This window comes from Bradyrhizobium sp. UFLA06-24 (assembly GCF_054967145.1).
Genome location: NZ_JADFUE010000057.1, coordinates 14,216 through 39,123, shown reverse-complemented (window position 1 = coordinate 39,123; position 24,908 = coordinate 14,216). Strand labels below are relative to the sequence as shown.

Sequence of the window (24,908 nt, the reverse complement as noted above, 5' to 3'; positions counted from 1 at the left end):
GTTCGATCGATCGCGGGACCATTCCTCCGTCCCGATCAACGTTTGCAAGGCGGGGGCGCGCCGCGGCAGTCCAGGGCGGCCCCATGGCCGGCGCGAAGCGGCTTTACCCTGGACGGGGGCGAGCACGACGGCATGCCTGGCTCGGTCCGGCCTGCGTGTTTTGGCTGTCGTGTCGCTGCTGCTTGTTTTCGCTGCGTCGGACAGTGCTGCCCTGGCCGAGAGCGGGTCGGCGTCGGTTCAAGCGGTTGTTCGGGCAAGCAACCCGTTTGCAGCTTTCGTCGACGAAGCCTCGAAGCGTTTTGCAATTCCGCTGAACTGGATCTTGTCGGTCATCAACGTCGAAAGCGCTGGAGAGGTGCACGTCAGGTCGAAAAAAGGCGCGATGGGCCTGATGCAGATCATGCCGGCGACCTGGGCCGAACTTCGCGCACGCTACAATCTCGGGAACGACCCATACGACCCGCACGACAACATTCTGGCCGGCGCGGCGTATTTGCGCGAACTGTTCGATTGGTATGGCTCGCCTGGCGTGTTTGCCGCGTACAACGCGGGACCATCTCGCTATGAAGAGCATCTCGCGGGCGGCTCTCTGCCAGACGAGACACGAACATACGTCGCAAAGCTTGCAAATCTGCTTGCCATCGAACTGCCGCCGAGATGGACGTCCAGCGGACAATCATCAGCAGCTCCGACGATATTCGTCAGGCGATCCGATCTTGTGAAAACGCGCGGTCGATTGCTGGCGCTCGTGCCGTCGGCCGGCGCCACGACTGCAATCTCGGCGTTCGATGTTTCGCACATAGTCCCGCGGCCAAGTGGCATCTTCGTCTCTCGAATGGATTCGGGAGCACCGCAATGACCAGGGGGACAGATTCGCAAGCTGGTGGCGTATTAGCGATGCCTTCCGTCAGCGCTCTAGTCGCCGCTTCGCCCGTCACCGAGCCACGTTCGGGTGTCTCCGCTCTTCAGGTAAGGGTCGCTAGGGCAAGCGCTCGGAAACGGTGGGGCGTTCGGGAGTTGGCTGCAAAGTGGCGGCGGCTCTCTTGGGAACCGGCGACCGGGAGACCACGACGGCAGATCGGCGAGATAAAAGGGGCTCGCCCGTCGAACTGCAAGCCGTTGTCATGGCTTGGGTTCTAGCGTGCCGGTCGGTCGCCTCGCGTGCCGCGCCTTGCATTTTGATGAATGCAATCAAAGGCGTTTTCAGCACCGCGTGCATTTTTGACGTTGGGAGTCCCCGCCGTGAGCATAGGCGATAGTGACCTGCGTATCCGGCCTGGTCGCATCCGCAGCACCCGCGCGGCGCAGCCGAAGAGCTTCATCAACCAGGTGCTGCGCGCCGCGAAGAAATCGGGGTACACCTCGGGGCAGGCCGCAGCTGGCAGGCGGTCGACCGCTTATGGGCACTCGACGTTTGGCCGTGGTCGGCTGTCCTTTAGCCGTGCGAGATTGTTCAGCCCGACACGGCGCGTCGTGGTGAAGGCGCGTGTTGTCAGACACAAAGGGCGAGCCTTCCACTCAGCACCGCTGACCGCCCACCTCTCATACCTGAAACGCGACGGCGTGACCCGGAGCGGCGAGCGGGCCGAGATGTTCGATGGGGGCTGCGACGGCGCCGACAGCGCGGCTTTCGCAGAGCGATGCAAGGATGACCGTCATCACTTCAGGTTCATTGTCTCGCCGGAGGAGGCCGGCGACATGACGGACCTGAAGGCCTTCACCCGCGATCTCGCCAGGCAGATGGAGACCGATCTTGGCACCCGGATCGATTGGGTGGCTGTCGATCATTGGAACACGGACAACCCTCACGTCCACCTTCTCCTCCGGGGCGTAGACGAGCAAGGGGCGGATCTCGTGATCTCGCGCGACTACATCAGTCAGGGCCTGCGCTCACGCGCCGAGGAACTGGTCGCGATCGAAATGGGTCCAAAGCCGGAGCACGAGATCCGTAATTCGCTGGAGAGGGAAGTCGCGGCGGAGCGATGGACGCGGCTCGATCGGGAGATCCGGCTTGCGGCCGACGAGACCGGCTATATTGACCTTCGCCCAGAGAATCCTGGCCAGTTCGATTCCGAGATCCGGCGTCTGATGGTCGGCCGCCTTCAACATCTGAAGAAGATGGGCCTTGCCGCATCCGCCGCGCCGGGGGAATGGATGATCGGGCTCGAGGCCGAGCACAGCTTGCGCGACCTCGGCATGCGCGGCGACATCATCAAGACCATGCACCGCGCCTTCACCGAGCGTGGGGAAGCGCGCGGCGTCTCCGATTACGTTATCGAAAGTGGACAGCCGACGTTCCGGATCATTGGGCGGCTGGTCGATCGGGGATTGCATGATGAATTGACGGGCGAAGCTTATGCCGTGATCGATGGGACAGACGGACGCGCCCACCACATCCGCTTCCGGGGGCTCGAGATGTTCGAAGATGCGCCCCCAGTCGGCGGCGTCGTCGAAGTCCGACGCTTCGGTCAAGCCGGCGATCCGCATCCCGCGATGGTGCTCGCGACTCGGTCCGATCTTGATCTCGCGGCGCAGGTCACCGCGAAGGGCGCGACCTGGCTCGATCACAGGCTGGTGGAACCCGACCCCATGCCGCTCGCTATGGGCGGATTCGGCCGCGAGACCCGCGAGGCCATGGAAGCCCGTACCGAGCATCTGATCCGGGAAGGTCTGGCGCGCCGGCAGGGCCAACGCAACACCTTGCAGCGTGACCTCCTGAATACGTTGCGCCGACGCGAACTGGACGCAGTAGCCGCAAAGGTCTCCGCCGAGACCGGCCTCCCTTACGTTAAGCCTGACTACGGGGAGCATGTGGCGGGTACGTATCGCCAGCGGCTGACGCTCGCCTCGGGACGCTTCGCCATGATCGACAATGGGCTTGGCTTCCAGCTCGTCCCTTGGTCGCGCGAGCTCGAAAAGAAACTCGGCCAACACGTCACCGGCGTCGTGAAGGACGGCGGCGGCATCGAATGGGGCTTTGGCCGCAAGCGCGACCTTGGCCTGTAGCTATCTCGCCAATTGAGTTGCGGAAGGGCGTTTGAGATGTCCGGAACCAAAATCCTGTGGGGACAGGTGATCGTTGTCGGCCTCATTGTTTTGCTGGCCATCTGGGGAGCAACCGAGTGGACGGCTTGGCGGCTCGCTTGGCAACCGGAGCTTGGGCCCCCCTGGTTCGAACTGGCGGGATCCAAGATCTATTACCCGCCGATCTTCTTCTGGTGGTGGTTCGTCTACGACGCCTACGCACCTCACGTCTTTGTCGAGGGTGCCTTCATCGCGGCGTCGGGAACCTTCGTTTCGATCGCGGTGGCGATCGGCACGTCGGTCTGGCGGGCGCGTGAGGCCAGCAACGTCCAGACGTACGGCTCGGCGCGCTGGGCAGATGCAGCAGAGGCGAGGGCGGCTGGGCTTCTTGGTCCCGACGGTGTGGTGATCGGCAAGCTCGATCGCGACTACCTTCGCCATGACGGGCCGGAGCACGTCTTGTGTTTTGCACCCACGCGATCGGGCAAGGGCGTGGGTCTGGTTGTGCCATCGTTGCTGGCTTGGCCCGGCTCGGCCATCGTTCATGACATCAAGGGTGAGAATTGGCAACTAACCGCGGGCTTTCGCGCGCTGCATGGCCGTGTCCTGTTGTTCGACCCAACCAATCCTAAGTCTTCAGCCTACAATCCGCTCCTCGAAGTCCGGCGAGGGGAGTGGGAGGTCCGCGATGTCCAGAACGTTGCCGACGTCCTGGTCGATCCCGAAGGCTCGCTGGACAAGCGGAACCATTGGGAGAAGACCAGTCATTCTCTCCTGGTCGGCGCCATTCTCCACGTCCTCTATGCCGAGGCGGACAAGACCCTGGCCGGGGTCGCCGCCTTCCTCTCCGACCCAAAGCGGCCGATTGAGGCGACCCTGAAGGCGATGATGACTACCGCGCATCTTAACGAGCAGGGTGCTCATCCCGTCGTAGCTTCGACCGCACGCGAGCTCCTTAACAAGTCAGAGAATGAACGTTCAGGTGTCCTCTCCACCGCGATGTCGTTCCTCGGTCTCTACCGCGATCCCGTTGTTGCCCAGGTGACCCGCCGATGCGACTGGCGGATCGCCGATCTGATCGCAGATAGTCGCCCCGCGACGCTGTACCTGGTGGTGCCACCCTCGGATATCTCGCGGACCAAACCGCTGATCCGCCTGGTGCTGAACCAGATTGGTCGGCGTCTGACCGAGGACTTGCAGGCCCGCGACCGCCGGCATCGCGTTCTGATGATGCTCGACGAGTTCCCGGCACTAGGGCGGCTTGATTTCTTTGAGTCTGCGCTCGCCTTCATGGCGGGGTACGGCATCAAGAGTTTCCTAATCGCGCAGTCGCTCAATCAGATCGAGAAGGCCTACGGCCCCAACAATGCTGTCCTCGACAACTGCCACGTCCGCATCAGCTTCGCGACCAATGACGAGCGAACCGCAAAGCGTGTGTCCGATGCGCTGGGTACTGCGACCGAGATGCGGGCCATGAAGAACTATGCCGGTCACAGGTTGAACCCGTGGCTGGGACACCTGATGGTCTCGCGCCAGGAAACCGCGAGACCGCTGTTGACCCCGGGCGAGGTCATGCAGCTTCCGCCGACCGACGAAATCGTCATGGTCGCGGGAACGCCGCCGATCCGGGCGAAGAAGGTCCGCTACTTTGAGGATCGGCGGCTCGCCGAGCGCGTATTGCCGCCACCCGATCCCGCAAGCGCCGGCCGATCATCGCGAACGGACGGATGGTCCGCCCTCGGACCGCTGAAGCCGACGTGTAGTCCAGCGGACCAGGCTTGCGGGGCCGAGGAAGACACCGCGAACAGCGGACTCCGTCGTGAGCCCGAGCTCCCCGATCACGTCGCGATCGCCAGTGAGAAGACCGAACCGACACCGGCAGAAGAATTTGCTGCCGTTCTTGATGATGAGGAGGATACGGTCCGTCAGTCCCGGCTCATACGCCAGCAGATGCGCGGTGTCGCCCGTCAGGCCGCCCTGGACCCGAATGACGATATGGAGCTCTGAGGCAATATGCGCGACCGAATGAACGTCTATTTCCCGCCAGAGCTTCTGAAACAGATCTCGGAACTCGCCGATCGCAAGAAGCTTTCCCGATCCGCGATCATCGAAGCGGCGGTTGCCTCGTTTCTATCGCCGGACGGGGGGGACAGGCGGGAGGCAGCGTTCGCCAGGCGCCTCGATCGGCTGTCCCGTCAGATGCAAAGACTGGAGCGGGACGTCGGCTTGACGGCCGAAACTTTGGCCTTGTTTATCCGCTTCTGGCTGACGATCACGCCGCCCTTACCCAATGATGCGCAGTCGGCAGCGCAAGCAAAGGGCAAGGTGCGCTTTGAAGGATTTATCGAGGCGCTCGGGCGGCGCCTGCAAAAGGGGCAAAGCTTTCTGCGCGAGGTTCCAGAAGATATTCGCCGCCAGGAGGCCGTCGGCGAAACTGACTGAGTCTCTGGACCCGCTGCCGCGCCGGACCCTCTTTTCCTACTCCAAACTACGACCGCAGCAATTTAGCCGAACCAACAGAAGCTTGACATGCTATCGGCTCGAACGAGCTGAGAGGAAGGGGCCATACGACCGCATCAAGAAGGCCGAGGGAATGGGCGCCGCGCTCCAGACCAAAATATCCTGCAGAAGTTGGTCATCGCCAAAGCGGAGAAGGCCGCCTCCACTCCACCGCGCCGTCACCCTGCTTGAACACGCCAGGGACTTGATCCACACGTCACGATCCGAGCTGAAGCGAGTCACAAGTGCAGACCGCGGCGAACTGCTTGCTCACCTTGCCTTCGCGGCGGAGGCTCCGAAGCCATCAAAGCTGCGAAGCGTCGACTGACGGACTGCAATCCGCCTATCCGAGCGCAAGCACTTGGGCGCCACTCTTCTGGCGCGACCACCTCGCCCCCCATCGCGCAGCTCCGGGCGTTGGCCCACAAGAAAGGATGTTCCACGCGCGCGACCCACTACCAATTTCTTACCTAAAGCATTTGGCTTGTTTGGCGATCTTCGATAGCTCATGATATCCATGTCAGCTGCACAATCAGCCGGGTGTCTTGCCACAACTCGCGCACCATCCTTTTATCGAAAGCCCACACCCAATGCCTTCTCCTCCAGCTGAACGGATCGCGCTCTTCATCGATGGGCGTAATCTGTATGCCACGGCAAAAGCATTGGGCTTCGACATCGATTACAAGCGCCTGCTGAGCGAGTTTCAGGGGCGCGGCACGCTGCTCCGGGCGTTCTACTACACAGCGGTCGAGGATCAGGAATATTCGTCTATACGCCCCCTGATTGATTGGCTGGACTACAACGGCTACACGGTCGTCACCAAGGCGACCAAGGAATTCATCGATTTCTCCGGCCGGCGCAAGGTCAAGGGCAATATGGACATCGAGCTCACGGTGAACGCCATGGAGATCGCCGAGTACATCGACCAGATGGTGCTGTTCTCGGGGGACGGCGATTTCCGCTCGCTGGTCGAAGCCGTGCAGCGCCGCGGCGTACGGGTGACTGTGGTCTCCACCATTGCCAGCCAGCCGCCGATGATCGCCGACGAGCTGCGCCGCCAAGCCGACGTGTTCACCGATCTTATAGAGCTGCAATCAAGGTTCGGCCGTGATCCTGTTGAGCGTCCAGCGCCGGTCGAGCGCCGAGACCAGGACGCGCGCGTCCATCTCCGGAGATCTTTGCAACTACCCAAGGGACATGATCATCGAGGTTAGCGCCGGAAGGCATCTGATTGCTGGCAGTGATCAGTAACAGGTGGCAGTCGTGCACCTCGCCTGGAGTAGCTCAGTGACACTCGGCACGCGGCCGTACGATCACGGGGGCCGTGAGGATCACGAACTGCTCAGGCTAGCGTCAATGGTAGGACTATGCGTTCATCGCACTGCAGCGGTTTTCGCCTGCCTCGCCGCCGCGGTTGATCAAGTTGGTTCCCCTAAATGGACTCGCTGCACGGGGAGCCGAAGTGGCAGGGCAATCCCGCCGGCCCGGACCATGCCCTTTATTATTGCCAGCCGCGATAGGCCTTCTCCACTCGGGCTAACACCTGTTAATGTTGCTGGAAGTTTCATTTTCGGAACACGCGAAATGATTCGCGCCTTGGGTTAATTTGATTTAACCTTCTCCTACCGGGGCTGGCTGCATAGTTCACGAATTCATGTACCCGGTTCATTTTTGACAAGCGGGCCGCAGCGTTTTGGCGAGCGCTGCGGCCCATTTGGCTCACGCGCTGGCGGGTAACCGCAATCAGCATTGGGCTATCGAAACGATGGGCGGGGCGCCGGTGACACTTAGGGGCCTCCATTTGTCATCCGGCAAAGAGTCCCGGCCGAGGCCAACTCCTTCGGTTCGGCTGAACGGCCTGAGCCTGACGCAACCGATCATGTCATTTGCATTGCACTCGGCATGAGCAATTGTTCCAGCGCTATGCAGGTTGTCTGTAAAAGACTGATTTGCCCTCTGACCTGTTTGGCAAACTCTGAGCGATCTCAGGCTAGCTCTTGTCGTTACTCAATCCTGCCCGCCGCATTCAAGGAATTCCGTTAAGAACCTCGCTGCAACGTCGCGGGCGGACTGTAGCCAGTTCGCCGGTCTCGTTCGCCAGCGACCGTGTTCCCCATGTCGCCCGTCCGGTGAGTTAAGGTGTTGTCTAACAGCGGCTGTCCCAGGTCCTTCCACGACGGGCTCCAGCAGCGTCGACCTTCTGAATGACAATTCGAACACAGCGCCGACAGCCGAAGCCGCCGCGGAATTGGGTTAAGCCGCCGCGCTCCTCGAGGGCGGCTGGTTAATCGGCGCGCGCCCCTCAGGAGCGCCCGCCAGCATTCGGGGGGAGGTCTGCTTCTGGAGATCGGCCGGGCTTTTGCGGCGCATCCCTTTCGGCAAGACGGCCCATTTCTCCATTTGCTATGAGATATACGCCAGTATCGTGAACCTCCGGAATTCGCCGGCATTTTGATACCGCTCCGGTGGTCAGCTCTAGCTACCATTTAATCTGGAACAAGAACTGGTAGGGATTGGCTCGAAGCAAGCAGCGCCTTTCGATTCTGTCGTAACGGAGGGGATTAGAATGTGCGAGCGACGACCGCTTCGCCGTCCGCTCCTGCCGTTGAGCCAAATGTCGCACAGCCAAGCAACTCCACGCCGTCTGCTTTTGCGCAGACGGGGAAGCCGGCAATGTGGCCGCTGCCGAATTTTCATGTTTCCATTTGGCAACAGCGGTTGCATAATTTCCCCGGTTTCAGTTTGCGTTTTTTCATGAGGTCTTTGCAATGTCACACAGCGTCGAAGATCTGCAGATGCTACGCTTGATCAAAGCATTCCAGAAGCTGTCCGATCAGGATGCGCGGCGTTCGGTCGTACTTTACTTGGAGGAGCAGGTCGAAAGGCAAATCCTGAAGTCGCGTCAAAAGCTCGCGCGGACTGAGCACTAGGCGCGAGAAATCCTAGGTATTGTTCGGGTTACGCGCGCAGCGCACCTGCGCTGTACACTGCTTTCATTGTTGTAATTTTTTGTGGGGTAGCGTCGTGTCGAGTGCGATTGAGATGATTGTGGACGGTTACGCGAAACTCAACGACCGCCAGTCGCTGGAGGATCTTAGGATGCATCGTCGACGCTTGGCGGTGGAGTTGAAGGCCCGCACGGACCACTTCGACTACCGGTCGCCGATCGCTCAGCTTGAGGAAGACATTGCGGCGATCGAGGCGGGGCTGGCAACCCTCTCTGGGCCGGTAAGCGGGTAGACGACGGACGCGCCTCGTTCGCTCGCCGCGGACGTTTAAGAAGCGCGCTTGTCTGAGCCTCCATCTGAGCGCGACATTGTTTCAAGCGAGCCTTGGGACTTTGGAGACGAACGAGTAGGTTGAGCTGGATGGAGTTTACCCTCTTAAGCTCATGGAAAGCTCGGCGAGTAGGTGACGCTCCATTGCAGATCGGAAGCAGCGCGCCAGTTGCAGGCCGCCATCGTTGAGGTGTGGACGCCTCCGGGCTGCTGCGACAGGTTGACTTTCAAGTCTCATTCCTTTCGTCGTCTCAAAGAGCTTTGGAGCGTGACCGCAGCCCCTCTAGGGTCGAAACGATCGCGCGGGGCACGGCGATCAAGGGTCGCGGCACTGCAGCTCGACGAGATCGGTAGAGACGCGGCCCTGGCGGCGCAGCTCGTCGGCGCCATTGAACTTCTCGACCACATCGCCGGCGCAATGTTGCGGCTTGGCAGCCCAGACTACGTGGTCCGGATCACATTCGGCGCGCGGCCCGTTGCAAGCCACCGCCGCTTCTATCCAATGAAGCTGCAAATCAAGGCGTGCCGGGCCTCGAAATGGAATCCGCCAGCTGAGTAATGCTCGCTGTCGTGAAACCCTTAAGAACAATTCCGGTCAAGTAGCTAATTTGCAGCAGGATGGCGAAGATCAAAGCGGATAGCCACGGTTGTGATGAGACTGCAGCGATCGCTAGCCAGCCAAGCAGAATGAGCGGTGGCAGGACGACGACGCGATACCGAAGGCCAATTAGGAGTCCCGTGATGACTGTATAGGCAACGAGCATCATCATGCGGTAACTCCGTGTTTCTTCACGATGTTACGCGGACGGGTCTAACGCTGGATTAAATAGTCAGAATAATATGTCCTTGTTAGTTGGTTGCGCGCATCACTGTGGGAGCTCTTATCCAACGCGGCCTTCCCCTCGATCGTCTCTGCGGTCGGCCGTCTCCTGAGTTATTACCTATTGGCATCTCTTGTCTCGGAACGAATGAAGCCCCTCGTGCGTTCGAGACAGCATCATGTCCCTTCGGACGTGAGCATTGAAAGGAATCCGTTAAGCCCTCGTTATCCGTCTGCGCTCAAGAGCGGCTGGGTCCTTCCAAAATGAGGCAGTCCGTAAAACTGTAGCAATCGGTTTGAGCTCGAGGAAACAGGCTCCGAAGTCATATGCCTCCGTGGAGCGACGGGGGCGTTAATGTCTACTAGCAACTACAGCATTTTGACCGATTTTGCCGTGCCTCCGGGCAGGGATGCCGTGGACGGGCTTGCGGCGATTGCTGCGGCGCTCGACCGGGGCTTCGATGCTGCGCCTCATTCGCGCGGACAGAAATCGCTTGATATCCTCGCCATCGTTTGCGGCTGGGCGGTGCTTGTTGCGATCGTGCTGCACCCTGAGCTTCAGCTCCTTGCGATCGGACTCTGTGCCGCTTTCATGGTCGTGCGCACCATGTTTCGCTGTGCATTCGGCGCCCGAGGCTCGTCGTATCTTAATCCAGTTCCGGGGACTTCCTGAGCGCGATCAGGAAGTGCTGCCAGGCTTGTTGGCGGCCGTATCGGGCAGGATGGGGAGTTGAATCTCGCCCATCTGGATCGGATAAGAATGAGACGTCTTGTCCCAGAGCAAGGGTTTTCCCGATAGGCGATGACTGGTGTAGATGCGAACCGCGCGCCATGTCGCGAAGAAATTAACGAAGTTGCCGACGATGAGCCGCGGCGCAGACATCAACGCGTGTCGCAAATTGTAGATCATTCCCGTGAAGATCATGCGGTTTAACAGGCGCCAGATCAGGAACGAGAAGGTCACCCAAAACAGCGTCCTGACCCACTCGGACGACAAGAGGGCGTAGGTCAATTCGGAGTTGGGGTCGAAAAACCACCGGAACATCTCGAAAGCCATCAGATTGGCCATCGCAAAATAGGCGAGCATCACGGCCGGGCTGGTGATCACGCCTTTTCGATCTCGCGCCAGGAAGTACTTGGTTCCAAAGGCGCCCTTCCAGCCGATTTCCTCCATGCCTTGAAAGACGATTCCGAGCAACCATCGCGCGCGCTGCCGGTAGGCGGCCTCCAACCCTGACGGGAAAAATTCTCGAGTGGCGATCGGAAGAGTCCGATGGAGGATACCGGGAGCGCCCGCATCGATGTCGATATCGATGGAATAGCTTGCGGGATAGGCGATGAAAGCAGACCTGAAGCCAAGTTCGGAAACACGGAACGCGATGTCGTAGTCTTCAGTGAACGATGCGACGCGGAACGCTTCGCCCTGGTTCTTGTCTACGAGGCGCAGGATAGCCTCGCGGCTGAAACAGGCGGAAACGCCGGCGCAGGGGATGACGCCTGAAATGCGCTGCCGGACCTCGAGGTCCTTGGTGTGCATTTCCGCAAACTCGTCCATATAGATTCCGCCGATCAGGGACAGAATGGGACGGGAGAATGAATAGACGGGAAGCTGGACGAAGTCGTAGATGTCGACAAGCTTATTGAAGAGCTTCAACTCCAAGGGGTGGATCAGATCTTCGGAGTCATGCATGACCATGCCGGCAAATTGGATGCGGTGCTCAGCCTCGAACATGAAGATGTCCGAAGTGATCTGATTGAGGCAATCGGCCTTGCTGGTTGGACCATCGCGGGGGACCAAGACCATGTGGATATTCGGATAGAGGCTTTGTGCCTTGCGAATCTCATCCTGGGTCAGAGGGTCGTTGAGATAGACGCCGACGAAGTAGTGGGCTTGCCGATAACGAACAAGCCGGGAATTGGACGACAGCATCGAGAAGATCACGTCGTGCTCCTTCCAACACGGGATCATGATCGCGAGCGGTCGCTCCGGCAACTGCTCGAGGAGCTCGACATCAGGTAATTCGCTCGATCTGCTCTTCCTGCCACCTAATAGTCTGCCGCTCCAATACAGCAAATCCACGACAAGATCATCGAAGCTGGAAATGGCGATGATGATGCCCGCTGTGAGCATCATGATTTCGATCAGATAGAGATATTGGGCCAACAAGCCAGTCAGAGTTGTCATGGACTAGGATGCATATTGAAGAGCGGCAATCGACGCATCTTGCCGCTCCGCAGCGGTCGAGAAATGTCGATAGAGTGCGTCGACTATTCTCCGGCTGGCATGTCCGTCGCCATAGGGAAACACTGGACGCGCCATCTGGTTGTATTTTGCCGGAGATTTGTGGAGGGCGTAGAGCGATCTGAAGACACCTTCGCGGGAGGTGCCGACGAGCCCGACGACGCCGGAGGCGACAGCCTCGGGGCGTTCCGTTAGATCGCGAAGCACGAGGACGGGCTTGGCAAGCGCTGGAGCCTCCTCTTGCAGGCCACCACTGTCGGTGACGACGCACCATGAATTCTGGATCGCAGCAACCATCTCGCGATATCCGAGCGGTTCGACAAGATGAATTCTCGGATTGCCAGACAAGATTTCGAAAGCAGCCTCGCGTGCATTCGGGTTCGGGTGAACCGGGAAATACACGCCCACATCGGGCGTCAGATCGACAAAGGCGCGAACCCCTGTGAGCGCATCTCGCAGTTTCGAACCGAAGTTTTCCCTCCGATGCGCCGTCAGCAAGATCATCCGGCGAGATCCGAACTCGGCTGGAGGCGGCGGCTTGGTAGCCGCGACTTCCAGCAGCGAATCGATCACGGTGTTGCCCGAGACTACCACCCTGTCCTTCGGCACGTTCTCGTCGATCAGATTGCGGGCCGCCGCCGAGGTCGGGGCGAAGTGCAGGGTAGCCGAGACTGCAATGGAGCGTCGGTGAAATTCTTCCGGAAACGGCGCATCGAGTTCGGAAGTTCGCAAACCAGCCTCGATATGGGCAAAGGGAATCTTGCGGTAGAAGGAGGCAACGGACGCTGCATAGGCCGTCGTGGTGTCTCCCTGGGCGAGGACACAGTCTGGTTTCTCCTCACCGAAGATGCGGTCCAATCTATGGATAAGACGGCTGGCGACCTGCGCGGGACCAGATGAGGCATCGCGATGGCGGATCGTAATATCGGGCCTCAGGTCGAATTCGGCCAGAGTCTGACCAAGCAGCTCGCTCTGCTGGCCGCTGGCGACAATCTTCACGCTGGCCCAACTGACGCTGCGCAAGCGACGAACGACAGGGGCCACCTTGATGACTTCTGGGCGGGTGCCGATAACGATTAGGAAAGTTCGAAACGGAATAGAATGTGAAAATTGAACCTGACGCGGGTGATGCATGCATAAGTCCAAAAAGCGGCGTGCTAGCGCCGCCGAATTGGTGCCGCGCAAGGCCGGTGACGTCTCAAAGTTTGATCCAATAACAATTTTAAACCGACGGTCGTCGTCAGACAATTGATGTTCAGCGTTTTTGCCCCAATTTAAGAGAATTGACTGGGGAGGGTAAATATTGTCGTCCAATCGGGCCAAGGGATGGAGCGGAATGCGCGCCACCTTAGCTAGGCTGCGCCACCAATGGCCGCTATTTGCAAGCTAGCCATCCGGCCGCTCGCGCCACATGCTTGCCTCGTAACCGTCGATAATCTGGTTCGTATGCGTGAATTCCTCCAATTGTCTTAAGGGTTCGATCACCTTCCTTGCAATGAGCACGGTGTTTGGCTCGGCGTGCTTTTGCATATGGCCCGCGATGTCGATAACGCGATCAGAGATGGTCTCCAACTGCGTCGAATCGTCGAAATAGACCAGACCGGCATTGACGCCACAGCGCACCGAAAAATCAGCCTTGGAAATCTTCACGTCACGATTGAATGCTCTTAGGCTCTTGATCACGTCCTTTCCTGCTTGGCAGGCATCCTCCACGTGGGTAAAGCAAGCCATGACACCGTCGGGCGTCCAGGCGCTCTTCAGCACTCCGCGCGCGCGGAAAATGCGCTCCACCAGTTTTCGATATTCCGCGAAATCGTACTGAACTGATGCCGGATCTTCGCCCGCCTTCATGGCCGCTGATCCGACGACGTCGATCGCCAAAAAGGCAACTTCGCGACCAAACGAATCGAGCTTCTTCTTGGTCTCGGCGAAAACCCGCAGAAGCTCTTGTCGGTTGACGGCGTTTCCGGCCTCGGCGACCCTCAAGGTGCTTTCCAGCTCCTTGTCCAGCGCAGATCCCGGTTTGACGCCTTCCTTCGTGCGCCAAGCCTGCGCCGACTTTCGCAGTATTCGTCGGTTGAGCGATTGCTGGCTTCTTTGGGCCAGGGAGCCAGCGACAAACGTGACGATCATGGCGAGCCCAATCAAAATCCAATCTGAGCGATCTGCGCCAGCGATGTTGGTGGGAACGTAATGGTGCAGGAACGGAGCCGATTTCCTCAGAACAATCTCACGGGCCTCGAGCAAAGCCGCCGAGAAACTTGCGTTCTTTGGATTGTCGAAGAACAGAAATACCTTCGGGATGAGCAAGACGAGAATAAGCGAGAAAGTTGCGATTCCCAGTAATCGTCTCACCGCGAAAAGGAAACTCACAAGGAACGATTTAGGAGCTTCGCCATGAACCACTTAAACACTCCAAGACATCGAAGGGGCAATCGGACGGGAAAACTTTATAGTCCGCCAGCGCCGCGGCCCGCAATTCTTGCGAACGTCAAACTCGCAAGGCTCTGGACAATGCTGATTTTTGTCGATGTCGCAGATAGCAGCCCACGAAGGGGGACGTGAACAGCCTTCCGGGAGCCCAGAGGACGCAACCTGGTCCTATTGGGCTCTACCCAAGCGAGCGGCGCTCTGAGAGTGGGCGGTAAAATTGCAGTTTGGAGCCGGTGCTGGGCCAATAATCCGGCCCGCGCAAGAAAGGTTTTTTCCTAACTATGTCGGTCGAAGGGGAACTATCCGGTTGCTTCGGCCGGGTATTAAGTTTATTTTAAATTATATTAACAAAGCGTTATCAGCAAAACTCATTCTGTGGGTTCAATTTCCTGATTATTGCGTAGGGTTGGGGTGACGTTCGATGTCCATCGGATCGGATTTCCACGAAGAGTCCCGGAAGGTGGTAGACCAGGCGCAAGGCCAGGGTCCTCTGTGGTCGCTAGACCTTATTCCCTACGTGCTCTCGACCATGGATGCGTTTGTCATCATCCTTTCATGCATCGGCGGAGGTATAGGCTACCATCTCGTCACCGGCATCCCAATTCCAAACCTCCTCCCGTGCTGTGCCGTCGGTCTCATGGCCAGTTTCATCTACATCTTGCGGATGAGCGGGGTCGGTTACTATGACCTTCCCGACAGTGCGAAGCCCGGGACCGAGATTGCGCAGATCCTGCTCTGCTGGTTCAGCACCGGCATCTTGCTGGCGTTCTTCGCATTTCTACTTAAAATCGGCGAGAATTATTCCCGAGGCGCGTTCGTTACATTTTATTTCCTTGCTCCGGTGGGGCTGCTCGCCCTTCGCAAATTCACGAAGGCGAACCTGGCTTCGGCGGTGACCCGCGGTGGCATCCGGCGTTTGGACGCAGTTTTGGTCGGAGATCATCGAGAGCTGGCCGCCCTTGGCCCACGCGATCGCCTCGCCCTCTTCGGGGCGACTGATGTCAAGGAATTCCGCCTGAGCGGAGATTCTGATCCCGGAGAGCGGCTGGTTGCAGACAAGAAATTGTTTCGCGCGGTAGGGGATTTCATTCGCCGCAACAATTGCCGTGAAGTGCTGTTGGTGCTGCCGTGGAATGATGATGTGCGGATCGATTTCGTGCGCGAGCACCTAAAAAGGCTTCCGGTCTCGGCGAGATTGCTGCCCGACTTACACGTTAGATCATTGTCCAACTTTGTCTCGTCAGCCCGCCAACGCGTGCTTGCGGTCGAGGTACAGCGTGCTCCACTCAGCAGCGCAGAGCGGTTTGTCAAGCGGGCCATGGATGTCCTGATCGCCGGAATCGCGTTGAGCCTGCTATTTCCAATTCTTATTCTCACGGGAATTGCCATCAAGCTGGATAGCGAAGGGCCCGTCATTTTTCGCCAGCGTCGCAAAGGCTTTAACGGCAAAGAATTCGTAATGCTGAAATTCCGCACCATGAAGGTGCAGGAAGACGGTCTTGTCGTGGTCCAGGCGACACGCCAGGATCCCCGCGTGACATCAATCGGGCGCTTCCTGCGCGCCGCCAGCATCGATGAGCTGCCGCAGCTCTTCAATGTCCTGAAAGGGGAAATGTCGTTGATTGGCCCCCGACCGCATGCCCTCGCTCACGACAGCTATTTCGAAAAGATCCTGGAAGACTACGCATTTCGCCATCATGTGAAGCCTGGCCTTACAGGATGGGCCCAGTGCAATGGTTCGCGAGGCGCGACGCCCACGGTCGAAGATATCGCCGAGCGCGTGAGGCTCGACCTCTGGTATGTCAACAACTGGAGCCTTTGGCTCGATGTTCAGATCTTGATCAAGACTTTTTTTGAGGTCGCGCGGAAGCGAAACGCCTATTAGGTTAGACGATCTCCCCTTTTGGTTTCTCTGGCAAGTTGCTGATTTTCGATGTATTTGGCTTATTCTGTCCCAGCGTTCCGCTTTCGCCATGCTGTCACCAAATTAATTGGCGATTCGAGCGGGAAACCTGCAAGATGTTGTAGATCGAATCAGAGGTCTAGGATTGGGCAGCCAGAAACCCTTACGTCATGACGAACGGATGAAGAAAGCCAACCTCGACGCACTTTCATTAGATGAGCTCTGGCAGCTCCACGAGGAGCTAAACCGATTGTTGTCGGTTCGGCTCACTGCTGAAAAGCGCGCCCTTGAGACGCGCTTGGCGCAAATTCGCCGGGAGAATGAAGCTACGAATGCTCCTTCGGAGTCCTCGCCGCGTCGGAAGCGTCCCTATCCGCGAGTTCACCCGAAGTATCGCAATCCCAATCTTCCTCACGAGACCTGGTCTGGTCGAGGCAAACAACCGAAATGGCTTACCGCCGCTTTACGGAGCGGCCGCGCGATCGAGGATTTCCTCATCTCGAACGGATAGCTTTTGTCGGTAGCTGCGTAGTGCGTGGCGCACCGAGGCGGAGCGCGGCGCCCAAAGCAGGAGGTTCCATGAGAATCGCTCTGACCCTTTTTATCTACATTGCCTGGTCTTCGCTCGGGAGCGCTTGGGCTGGGAATGTCAGCCCGGCAAAGCTGCGGCTGGCTGACGCCGCCGCGGCTTGCCTGTCCAGTTGCGACAATCAAAATGCCGCATGTAAGCGGGTTTGCCCTATCACCCTCGGCGCGACCTGCATTTCCTCTTGCGACAGCCAAGCTCAGGTCTGTCGTCAGGGGTGCCAATCCAAGTAACGACGCTCCCCCGAATTCCTCTGGACCGTTTGGATCACCGCGGAAAGCCGCGGTGCGGATGTGCGGATAGAGGTATCTAGATGTCATCACGTCATCGCGCGGACGCAACCGGGCGCGTTCGGATATGCGCGGCGCATTCGGGTTCCTTGGAGGCAGGAGAGGTGTGGTAATAGGATACCATCTGCGCGCTTCGGAGACTCCTGAAACTTTACGTTAGGTTAACCATGATGATTTACCCATTCTTTACGCTCGAATACTCGGGCGCGCGTCTTTGCATGTTCGGAGCCCCTCTTGCCGATGCCTCGTGGCCCTCTCACGGGTTCTGTGGTTTGCTTACTCGCAGGCCTCGTCGCCGGCTGTGGCGCCCCTGGAATCGTCAGTCCGACCTTGAACGCTCAGCCCAAGCTATCCGGCCAGCCGGTATCCCTCGAGGCGAACGCTCAGGATTTAATGCCGACGGGCGCAATTGCGCTCCCCAGCCCCTCGTCTAAGGCGGTCGCCAGCGTTGAGGGGGGCGACGGTCGAATGATCGGTTCGACGGCCGCCAAGACGAGCTCCGCGGCAGCCGACGGTAATGTGGTCCTCAATCTGGCCAATGTTCCCCTGCAGCAGGCCGCGAAGACGGTCTTGGGCGATCTGATCGGCGTCAACTACGTCGTCGACCCTCGGGTCGACGGGGTTGTTTCGGTCCAGACCAGCAACCCGGTTTCCAAGGCAGATGCCCTCGAGCTCTTCCAGGCGGCTCTCGCGCCGATCGGCGCAGTGTTGGTACAGAACCGCGGTATCTACCGGATTACTCCGCCTGACCAGGCCGCGACCGGGGCTGTAAGCACCGTCCGCGATGCCACCAACAGTGCGGTGACAGGCAGTGGCGTCCGCATCGTGCAGTTGAAATACGTCGCCGCCACTGAGGTGGCCCGTGTACTTGAGCCAATGGTGCCGAGGGGCGCCATCGTTCAGGCCGACGACGCACGCAACATTCTCGCGCTGAAGGGCTCACAGGCCGAAATCGACAGCATGCTCGACTCGATTTCCGTCTTTGATGTCGACGTGATGAAAGGCATGTCTTTCGCAGTTGTGCCCGTCAAGGCGGCTCAGCCTGAAAAGATGGTGGACGAACTGAAGGCGGTATTTGCCTCGGAGAGGGAAGGACCCCTGAAGGGAAGGGTGCGGTTCATCGCCAATACGAGGCTTGGTGCGATTCTGGTCGTGACCTCCAATCCAAGCTACCTGCCGCGTGCGCAATCTTGGATCAGGCGCCTTGATGCGCGCGCAAGCGGGACGGAACCGCAATTGCACGTCTATCAGGTCCAGAACCGGACAGCCGCTGAACTTGCCGGAGTCCTTCAGTCCATGTTCTCGCAAGAGATGAAGGTCGTGCGCCCGACAAACCGTAACGTTTCGCCGAAATCCAAACAGGTATCCTTCGCAAGCGACTCGACGAAAGCTTCATCCGTTGGCACGGGGGTTTCGGATCCCGCCATGCAAGCCGGGTTGGGAAAGACGGCGGATCCGCTGGGAATTTCCCGTTCGTCCAACACTGACCTCGACGGCCAGGCCGCCGATACCGCCGACAATAGCTCTGCACCGAACGGCACTCCCGAGCCGAGCATGAAGATCGTTGCGGATGAAACCAAGAACTCGCTGCTGATTATGGCAAATGATCGCGACTACCAGCGTATCTTGCGTGTCGTGCAGGGGCTCGACGTGGTGGCCAGTCAGGTTTTGATTGAGGCCGTAATCGCCGAGGTGTCCCTCAACGATGACCTCCAGTTTGGACTGCAGTGGCAGTTAGCCAAGAACGGCACTCCGACCGCGACATTCTCCAATGCTCTCACAGGCGGCGTGGCAGCCGCATTCCCCGGCTTTAACTATGCCGTCAGCACGGCAAACATAGCTGCGACCCTCAGCGCGCTGAACGCGCTGACTCACGTCAACATCATCTCGACGCCGTCGCTGATGGTTCTCGACAATAAGACGGCGCGCCTCCAAATCGGCGATCAGGTTCCGATCACGACCCAGACCGCGACGAGCACACTCACCGCCCAGACGGCGATCGTGAATTCCATCACGATGCAGGACACGGGCGTCATTCTCTCGGTGACGCCTCGGATTAATGAGAGCGGGCGTGTCCAGCTCGATATCGAGCAGGAAGTTAGTAGTGTCGTGAAGACGACGACTTCGAACATCAATTCCCCGACCATTCAGCAGCGACGCGTTAAGACGACGGTTGTCGTGAGTGATGGTGAGGTGCTGGCGCTCGGCGGAATGATCCAGGATAGCGCGAACAAGAGCAGCAACCAGTTGCCGATCCTCGGAGATATCCCCGGAATTGGAGCGGTGTTCGCAAATCGCAAGGACTCGGTTCAAAAGACCGAGCTGGTCATCCTGATCACTCCGAAAGTGGTTCGCGATGGCACGGAAAGCCGGTTAGTCACCGAGGAATACCGACGCAAAATGAACGTCTATATGCCGCACGCTTCGACGCGCCAGCGTGCACCGTACAATACGGCGCAGCGCCTGGTGACGCCGTGAGACGCTCCGCTCTCCTGGTCTGCTGGTTGGGAACGGTCTGTGCTTTGCCACTTCTGTTGGCCGGCTGCGCGACCGACCAGCCCTTGGTGATTGATCCGCCACCGCCCTATATGCTGCTGCCTGTCGACGAATCCATGTCCTGCAACGCGGTCGCAGCCTCGTTCCGCTACTCAGTCAGACGGGCGGCCCGCCTTGAATATTGGCTCGCCGTGGGATCGCTGGCCGGCTATGATTCCGATAGATTTCCGCTTGATGCGCCCAAGCAACTGGTCGATGAACGCCGACGGCTCGATGCCTTGACGGATCTGCAGCGCACAAAGGGCTGCACGGTGATGGAGCCGGGACCCGCGGTCGCGGAGGAACGCGAGCGCCTCGAAGAATCTGCGAGAAATTCGCGCCCGCAGCAGGTCCTTCGTTCGAAGGGGTGAGCGGCGGGACTTCCCCGGGGTCGGCCTTCAGAGCCTGAAGCAGGCCTGCAGTGCCTCGCCGTCGGACCGCTTCGCAGGCTCGCCGACCACGTCGCCGCGCCGCCATTCGCGGATGGCGTAAGGTTGTCCGGACGCGGCTCCAAACGAGACCAGCGCCTCCCGGATGTAGCGTGAACCGTCGGACGCGCTCACATCAGCCCTGATGGTCACATTGCCGGGCAGGGCCGGCCGTCGGCGCTCCAGTCGGTTGGCATCGAGATTCATGAGAATGCGCAAGCCAGCCGTTGCTGCTTCGGCCGCGGGCTCCACGCGTCCGGAAAGCACCGTGATGTAGCGAACGGCCGCGCGGAATATCGAAGGCGAAATGCCCTCGACTCGATCAAGCTCCATGATGGTCGAAAAGCCGGAGTTCCTGGTTTGCCCGGCGGCGTTACTGGGCTGGGGAGGCTTGCGAAAGTCGACGATGTTCTGGGCAATCCTGCTTCCCAGCGCTTTGTCCCGCGTCAGCCCTACGAAAAAACGTTCGAGCGTTGGCAAATTGGCGGCATTGAGATCGATTTTGCCGATCTCCTCCTCGACAGCAATGTCGATGCGCTCGCCTTCCGGCAAACGGCAGCGAAGCGGAAAGGGCGTGCCCGACAGGGGATCAAGAATGACCGAGATGGCCAGATTGACCGCACTTTCCGCCGCAGCAGCCGTAGAGGCGACCATACCATCGGACACGGCAGTTTTGGCTCGGTAGCGTGCGCCCGCGATCACGACCGATCCGAGCAAGGTCAGCAGGCCAAGTCCCCAGATCACCGTGACGAGCGCGAAGCCGCGGCGACCGCGGCATGCGCGCCGCTGGTCCGGCACGATCGGCCTAAACCTTGTTTGCAAGGTATGATGGTCTGTCAGCCGCATTGGTTGCCGCTTGGTAAATGAAAATGACAAATAAAGTGTGAAAAGCCTTCCTTAACAAAATCGCACTAGCATCGTGGTCCGCATTTAAGAGCGGGACGTTCGAGCCAATGCCAGTCGATATGCAAACACTGACACGCCAGGCGGCGCCGGCGGCGGGCCCGGCCATGGTCTTGGGACCGCTAGACGACGGCTTCGCTGATGCGTTCGCGGGGCTGTTAATCCGCGAAGACTTCGTCGATGCCGGTGCAGTTGCGCGAGCCAGACGGGCTTCGGCTGCCACGTCCGAGCGCCTCGACGTCGTTCTGGTGAAGCTGGGGCTTATCTCCGAGGCGGATCTCAGCGCGGCGTATGCCGCCTATTGCGGCCTTCCGCTCGTTCAACCGGCCGACATTCCGTTGCAGCCGGTTCTACCGGATCGTCTGAAACTGCCCTTTCTGAAAGCCAGCCGTACGCTGCCGATCTCGGCGCACGACAATTCCCTGGTGCTGGCCGCAGTAGACCCGCTTAACGAGGAGGGGCGCAGGGCGATCAGCTATATGCTCGGCTGTCGTGTCGATCTCGCCGTCATCGCGCCGGCCGAGATCGAGCGCGCCTTCCGCGAACTCTATCAGGACGCAGCTCTGCAGTCCGTCGACGGCGATCCGAACGCAATCGCCGGGGGGCAGGTCGACGGAAATGAAATCGACGTTGAGCGTCTTCGCGACATCGCCAATGAGGCACCGATCATCCGTCTGGTGAACCAGATCATCGCCAGTGCGGTTGAACGCGGGGCATCCGACATTCACATCGAACCAGGACGTGATGTGGTCTTGGTTCGCTTTCGGCTCGACGGCTTTCTCCAGCAAGAACGTGTCGTTCCGTCCACGCTCAAGGCCGCGCTGACCACCCGAATTAAGATCATGGCGAGGCTCGACATTGCCGAGCGGAGGTTGCCACAGGACGGTCGAATCAAGACGGCAGTTCGAGGCGTCGAGATTGACGTCCGCGTGGCGACGCTGCCGACCGCATTCGGCGAGAGTCTTGTCCTGAGAATCCTCGATCGCACGAGGGTCGAACTCGACTTTTCCAAGCTCGGCCTGGACCGGTCCATTCAAGCCAAGCTGCAGGGATTGATGTCGCTGCCAAACGGTATCATTTTGGTGACCGGCCCGACGGGAAGCGGCAAGACCACGACGCTGTATACGGCACTGAAGGAATTGAACCGCCCGGAGCTAAAACTCTTCACCGTCGAGGATCCTATCGAATACCAGCTCGGTGGCATCAACCAGATTCAGGTCCAGCCTCAGATCGGGTTCGATTTTCCTGCCGCGCTTCGCTCGATCCTGCGTCAGGACCCCGACATCATCATGATTGGCGAAATACGTGATCTGGAGACCGCTCGCATTGCCGTACAGGCTTCACTCACCGGTCATCTGGTTTTCTCGACCCTGCATACGAACAGTTCTGTTGCCGCTATCACCCGTCTTATCGACATTGGCATCGAGCGTTACTTGCTCGCATCGACCCTCGCTGGTGTCATGGCCCAGCGCTTGGTCCGCCGCCTGTGCCGGAGTTGCGCGCGGCCCGCGGCCTATCGGACCGAGGCCCCGGCGCGGTTTCGTTGGCCTGTACCGGACGGCTTCGAGCTCGACTGGTCGGGTGCTCGCGAGGCCGTAGGCTGCGCAGCTTGTCATGGCACCGGCTATCAGGGACGCACATGTGTTGTGGAGCTTCTGGTGATCGACGATGAGATGCGGGAGGCGATCGGCAGGAGAAGCGATGATCAGCGGATGTTGATGTCGCGGGCGCGGGGGGCCGGCTTCCACACGCTCTATGAGAGCGGTCTTGCCAAGGTGGCATTGGGCGAGACGACCATCGAGGAAGTGCTCAGGGTTTCGCGAACGAGCTAGGGAGCTTTGGGTGTCCACGTTCCAGTATCGCGCCTACACCAGCCAGGGCATCGTCACGTCGGGAAAGATTGTTGCCGACGAGCTGGAGGCTGCAATCGAAGCGCTCTACAGCTCCGGGCTTACGCCGGTGGAAACGACGCTCTGCGAAGAGGGGGCGTCGGCGAAGGCGCATCCGAACGAGCGAGATGCACCGGCACGAGGCTGGATGCGCTCGAACCGGATCGGAGTGAAGGAGCTATCTGCGTTCACGGCCGAGCTGGCGTCGCTGGTCAGCTCGGGAGTGCCCGTCGATGCCTCGTTTCGGGTGTTGGCCGGCCCTGGAGCATCGCGCAAACAGATTGGCCTCGCCAATGGCCTGCTCAAGGATATCCTGGCCGGCCTCCAGCTTTCGGAGGCCATGGCGCGCCGCCCCGACGTGTTTCCCGCCGACTATGTCGCCATCCTGGCTGGCGGTGAAGCCGGAGGAAAAACCTCCCAGGCGCTGACGCAGATCAGCGAGATGCTGGCGCGAAGGGTCGAGATCCGAAACAAGATCCGCGCGGCTCTGGTTTATCCCGTCGTCCTGTTGATGATGTCGCTGGTATCGATCGCTGTCATCGTTCTAGTGCTCATTCCGAACCTGTTGCCGATCTTTTCCGATGCGGGTCTGCCGCTACCGGGCATTCTGGCGGCCCTCGCCGATCTCCCGGAGCGCTGGCCTAAGCTCCTGATCTGGCTCGGGCTGCTGACGGCGGCCGGCCTGGTCCTCTATCGCCGGATCGCCGGCGATGCCTATATGATGAGGAAGGTCGATCACCTCAAATGCCGCCTGCCTGTCGTCGGTGCCGTCATTCAGCGTCGCGAAGCTGGATTGTTTGCCCGCGCCTTGGGCAGTCTGATCGACGCAAGAGTGCCGCTCATGACGGCGCTGCAAACTGCGCTCTCCCTCGTAGGTAACCGGCATCTTAAAGCTCGCTATGGAGAAGCGATCGGTCGCGTGCCGGAAGGAAATGCGTTGAGCCAGGTTCTTGACGGAGCTGGATTGCTGCCTCCGGCCGCCATACGCCTCGTCGCGGTTGGTGAGGAGACCGGCCAATTGTCAAAGATGCTGGCTCGTGTTGCCGGCAATTTGGAAACCGAAGTCCAAGGCAAGATCGAGCAACTCGTCGGATTGCTAACGCCGCTGCTCACGGTGGGCATCGGCGGTCTCGTCGGGGCTCTCATCCTCCAGGTGATGAGCGCGGTCCTTTCTATCAACAATCTGGCTTATCAATGAGGCGCTCCGACGCCGGCTCGGCGGGGTTCACGCTGATCGAGACGCTCGTGGTACTTGTAATCATGGCGCTCGTCGTCGTTTCAGTTTTGGCCGCCAAGCCGAGATCAGCGGCCGCGCGCACGAGTGCGGAAGCGCGCGTGATCGCGGCGACCCTGCAGCTTGCCAGAAGCCGGGCGCGGGCGCGCAATGCAGAAATTGTGGTCGACGTGGATACGCGGAACGGGCGCTTCGGCGTCGTCGAGGCCATGCGCCAATTGCCCAGCGGGATGGAAATCGGTCTGACGGTTGCAGAAACCGAGCGGCGTGGCCGCGTGGGCGGGCTGCGGTTCTATCCGGATGGTCAGTCTAGCGGCGGCGAGATCCTGGTCAGCTACAAGGGGCAAAAGGAACGGATCATCGTCAATTGGTTCACTGGTGAGCCGAGGATTGAATGATGCGAGCTCACGTCAGTCGGCGCCGATCGACGGCTGGCAATGCCCGGCTGTTGCGTCAACGTGGATTCACGTTGATCGAAGTGCTGGTGGCATTCGCCGTGCTTGCCATCGGTCTGGGAGCTTTGACTGCCGGCATCGCGGCAGCCCTGCGCTCCGACGCCAAACTTCAAACTAAGCACATCCTCGACCGGATCGCCGAATCCAGGCTTGAAGCTGCAGGACGGACCACTTTGCTGAAAAGCGGGCGTCGTGAGGGGCACATCGGACGGTATCGGTGGCAGGAGATTGCCACGGTCGTAGATCTCCAAAACTCGCGCCAGCAAGGCGCCACGCCGGAGCCGACGTCTCAGATCGTGCCGATATGGGTCGAGGTTGTCGTGCAGGCGGAGGGCGGACTGGAGACGAGACTGGCGGCACTGAAATTCGCCCAAGGAGCCGCGCAGTGA

General features: G+C 59.6%; 21 protein-coding genes. 15 read left to right on the top strand and 6 right to left on the bottom strand.

Annotated features, from left to right (window positions below; genetic code table 11):
* The 6 genes from IF809_RS30625 to IF809_RS30600 all read left to right on the top strand — a co-directional run.
* Positions 1-859, top strand: an 859-nt coding sequence (locus IF809_RS30625; RefSeq protein ID WP_462839401.1) for a lytic transglycosylase domain-containing protein, incomplete at its 5' end; no start/stop codon positions are given.
* 383 nt (positions 860-1,242) lie between these two features.
* Positions 1,243-3,006: a relaxase/mobilization nuclease domain-containing protein gene (locus IF809_RS30620; RefSeq protein ID WP_462839400.1), complete on the top strand. Its 1,764-nt coding sequence runs from the start codon at positions 1,243-1,245 to the stop codon at positions 3,004-3,006.
* 36 nt (positions 3,007-3,042) lie between these two features.
* A complete protein-coding gene (locus IF809_RS30615) occupies positions 3,043-5,031 on the top strand; it encodes a conjugal transfer protein TraG (RefSeq protein WP_462839399.1) in 1,989 nt (662 codons plus the stop codon).
* Positions 5,032-5,037: 6 nt separating this feature from the next.
* Complete coding sequence (locus IF809_RS30610) at positions 5,038-5,466, top strand: ribbon-helix-helix domain-containing protein (RefSeq protein ID WP_462839398.1); 429 nt, start codon at positions 5,038-5,040, stop codon at positions 5,464-5,466.
* A gap of 647 nt (positions 5,467-6,113) precedes the next feature.
* Complete coding sequence (locus tag IF809_RS30605) at positions 6,114-6,737, top strand: LabA-like NYN domain-containing protein (protein ID WP_462839397.1); 624 nt, start codon at positions 6,114-6,116, stop codon at positions 6,735-6,737.
* A gap of 1,810 nt (positions 6,738-8,547) precedes the next feature.
* Entirely contained in the window at positions 8,548-8,763 is a 216-nt protein-coding gene (locus IF809_RS30600; protein WP_453982791.1) for a hypothetical protein, read from the top strand.
* A gap of 354 nt (positions 8,764-9,117) precedes the next feature.
* Here the strand turns inward: IF809_RS30600 and IF809_RS30595 are convergent, their stop codons facing one another.
* Positions 9,118-9,288 carry a hypothetical protein gene (locus IF809_RS30595; protein WP_462839396.1) on the bottom strand — a complete coding sequence of 57 codons (171 nt, stop codon included), beginning with the start codon at positions 9,286-9,288 and terminating at the stop codon, positions 9,118-9,120.
* Positions 9,289-9,316: 28 nt separating this feature from the next.
* Entirely contained in the window at positions 9,317-9,571 is a 255-nt protein-coding gene (locus IF809_RS30590) for a hypothetical protein (RefSeq protein ID WP_462839395.1), read from the bottom strand.
* Between the two features lie 429 nt (positions 9,572-10,000).
* Here IF809_RS30590 and IF809_RS30585 point away from each other — a divergent pair, with 429 nt between their 5' ends.
* Positions 10,001-10,294: a hypothetical protein gene (locus tag IF809_RS30585; RefSeq protein ID WP_462839394.1), complete on the top strand. Its 294-nt coding sequence runs from the start codon at positions 10,001-10,003 to the stop codon at positions 10,292-10,294.
* 6 nt (positions 10,295-10,300) lie between these two features.
* Here IF809_RS30585 and IF809_RS30580 read toward each other — a convergent pair whose 3' ends face one another.
* The 3 genes from IF809_RS30580 to IF809_RS30570 are packed head-to-tail and all read right to left on the bottom strand — an operon-like array spanning position 10,301 to position 14,269.
* Positions 10,301-11,806: a glycosyl transferase family protein gene (locus IF809_RS30580; protein ID WP_462839393.1), complete on the bottom strand. Its 1,506-nt coding sequence runs from the start codon at positions 11,804-11,806 to the stop codon at positions 10,301-10,303.
* A 3-nt stretch (positions 11,807-11,809) separates the two neighbouring features.
* Complete coding sequence (gene wecB / locus IF809_RS30575) at positions 11,810-13,210, bottom strand: non-hydrolyzing UDP-N-acetylglucosamine 2-epimerase (RefSeq protein WP_462839392.1); 1,401 nt, start codon at positions 13,208-13,210, stop codon at positions 11,810-11,812.
* A gap of 39 nt (positions 13,211-13,249) precedes the next feature.
* Positions 13,250-14,269, bottom strand: a complete 1,020-nt coding sequence (locus IF809_RS30570) for an adenylate/guanylate cyclase domain-containing protein (RefSeq protein WP_462839391.1) — start codon at positions 14,267-14,269, stop codon at positions 13,250-13,252.
* Between the two features lie 448 nt (positions 14,270-14,717).
* Here IF809_RS30570 and IF809_RS30565 point away from each other — a divergent pair, with 448 nt between their 5' ends.
* From IF809_RS30565 to IF809_RS30550, 4 genes are all read left to right on the top strand, one after another.
* Positions 14,718-16,181 (top strand): undecaprenyl-phosphate glucose phosphotransferase, encoded by a 1,464-nt coding sequence (locus IF809_RS30565; protein ID WP_462839390.1) that lies wholly within the window; start codon positions 14,718-14,720, stop codon positions 16,179-16,181.
* Between the two features lie 199 nt (positions 16,182-16,380).
* Entirely contained in the window at positions 16,381-16,710 is a 330-nt protein-coding gene (locus IF809_RS30560) for an H-NS histone family protein (RefSeq protein WP_462839389.1), read from the top strand.
* A gap of 833 nt (positions 16,711-17,543) precedes the next feature.
* Positions 17,544-19,553: a type II secretion system secretin GspD gene (gspD, locus tag IF809_RS30555; protein ID WP_462839388.1), complete on the top strand. Its 2,010-nt coding sequence runs from the start codon at positions 17,544-17,546 to the stop codon at positions 19,551-19,553.
* A gap of 56 nt (positions 19,554-19,609) precedes the next feature.
* Positions 19,610-19,981 (top strand): hypothetical protein, encoded by a 372-nt coding sequence (locus tag IF809_RS30550; RefSeq protein WP_462839387.1) that lies wholly within the window; start codon positions 19,610-19,612, stop codon positions 19,979-19,981.
* Between the two features lie 27 nt (positions 19,982-20,008).
* On the opposite strand, the gene IF809_RS30545 is transcribed toward IF809_RS30550, so the two are convergent.
* Entirely contained in the window at positions 20,009-20,884 is an 876-nt protein-coding gene (locus IF809_RS30545) for a hypothetical protein (protein WP_462839386.1), read from the bottom strand.
* A 107-nt stretch (positions 20,885-20,991) separates the two neighbouring features.
* On the opposite strand from IF809_RS30545, the gene IF809_RS30540 reads away from it, so the two are divergent.
* From IF809_RS30540 to IF809_RS30525, 4 genes are read left to right on the top strand one after another with little or no spacing between them, the layout of a single operon-like run.
* Positions 20,992-22,773 (top strand): GspE/PulE family protein, encoded by a 1,782-nt coding sequence (locus IF809_RS30540; protein ID WP_462839385.1) that lies wholly within the window; start codon positions 20,992-20,994, stop codon positions 22,771-22,773.
* A gap of 10 nt (positions 22,774-22,783) precedes the next feature.
* The gene (locus IF809_RS30535) at positions 22,784-24,028 is read left to right on the top strand and encodes a type II secretion system F family protein (protein ID WP_462839384.1); all 1,245 of its coding nucleotides are present in this window, start codon (positions 22,784-22,786) and stop codon (positions 24,026-24,028) included.
* A complete protein-coding gene (locus IF809_RS30530; RefSeq protein WP_462839383.1) occupies positions 24,025-24,462 on the top strand; it encodes a GspH/FimT family pseudopilin in 438 nt (145 codons plus the stop codon). The genes IF809_RS30535 and IF809_RS30530 overlap by 4 nt, the downstream gene beginning before the upstream one ends.
* Positions 24,459-24,908: a type IV pilus modification PilV family protein gene (locus IF809_RS30525; RefSeq protein WP_462839382.1), complete on the top strand. Its 450-nt coding sequence runs from the start codon at positions 24,459-24,461 to the stop codon at positions 24,906-24,908. The genes IF809_RS30530 and IF809_RS30525 overlap by 4 nt, the downstream gene beginning before the upstream one ends.

What these genes read in the sequence shown, in the direction of transcription:
- IF809_RS30615 (WP_462839399.1), top strand. Translation starts at nt 3,043, where the DNA reads ATGTCCGGAACCAAAATCCTGTGGGGACAGGTGATCGTTGTCGGCCTC.
- IF809_RS30610 (WP_462839398.1), top strand. Translation starts at nt 5,038, where the DNA reads ATGCGCGACCGAATGAACGTCTATTTCCCGCCAGAGCTTCTGAAACAG.
- IF809_RS30605 (WP_462839397.1), top strand. Translation starts at nt 6,114, where the DNA reads ATGCCTTCTCCTCCAGCTGAACGGATCGCGCTCTTCATCGATGGGCGT.
- IF809_RS30590 (WP_462839395.1), bottom strand. Translation starts at nt 9,571, where the DNA reads ATGATGATGCTCGTTGCCTATACAGTCATCACGGGACTCCTAATTGGC.
- IF809_RS30580 (WP_462839393.1), bottom strand. Translation starts at nt 11,806, where the DNA reads ATGACAACTCTGACTGGCTTGTTGGCCCAATATCTCTATCTGATCGAA.
- IF809_RS30565 (WP_462839390.1), top strand. Translation starts at nt 14,718, where the DNA reads ATGTCCATCGGATCGGATTTCCACGAAGAGTCCCGGAAGGTGGTAGAC.
- IF809_RS30560 (WP_462839389.1), top strand. Translation starts at nt 16,381, where the DNA reads ATGAAGAAAGCCAACCTCGACGCACTTTCATTAGATGAGCTCTGGCAG.
- gspD (WP_462839388.1), top strand. Translation starts at nt 17,544, where the DNA reads ATGATCGGTTCGACGGCCGCCAAGACGAGCTCCGCGGCAGCCGACGGT.
- IF809_RS30545 (WP_462839386.1), bottom strand. Translation starts at nt 20,884, where the DNA reads ATGCGGCTGACAGACCATCATACCTTGCAAACAAGGTTTAGGCCGATC.
- IF809_RS30540 (WP_462839385.1), top strand. Translation starts at nt 20,992, where the DNA reads ATGCCAGTCGATATGCAAACACTGACACGCCAGGCGGCGCCGGCGGCG.
- IF809_RS30530 (WP_462839383.1), top strand. Translation starts at nt 24,025, where the DNA reads ATGAGGCGCTCCGACGCCGGCTCGGCGGGGTTCACGCTGATCGAGACG.
- IF809_RS30525 (WP_462839382.1), top strand. Translation starts at nt 24,459, where the DNA reads ATGATGCGAGCTCACGTCAGTCGGCGCCGATCGACGGCTGGCAATGCC.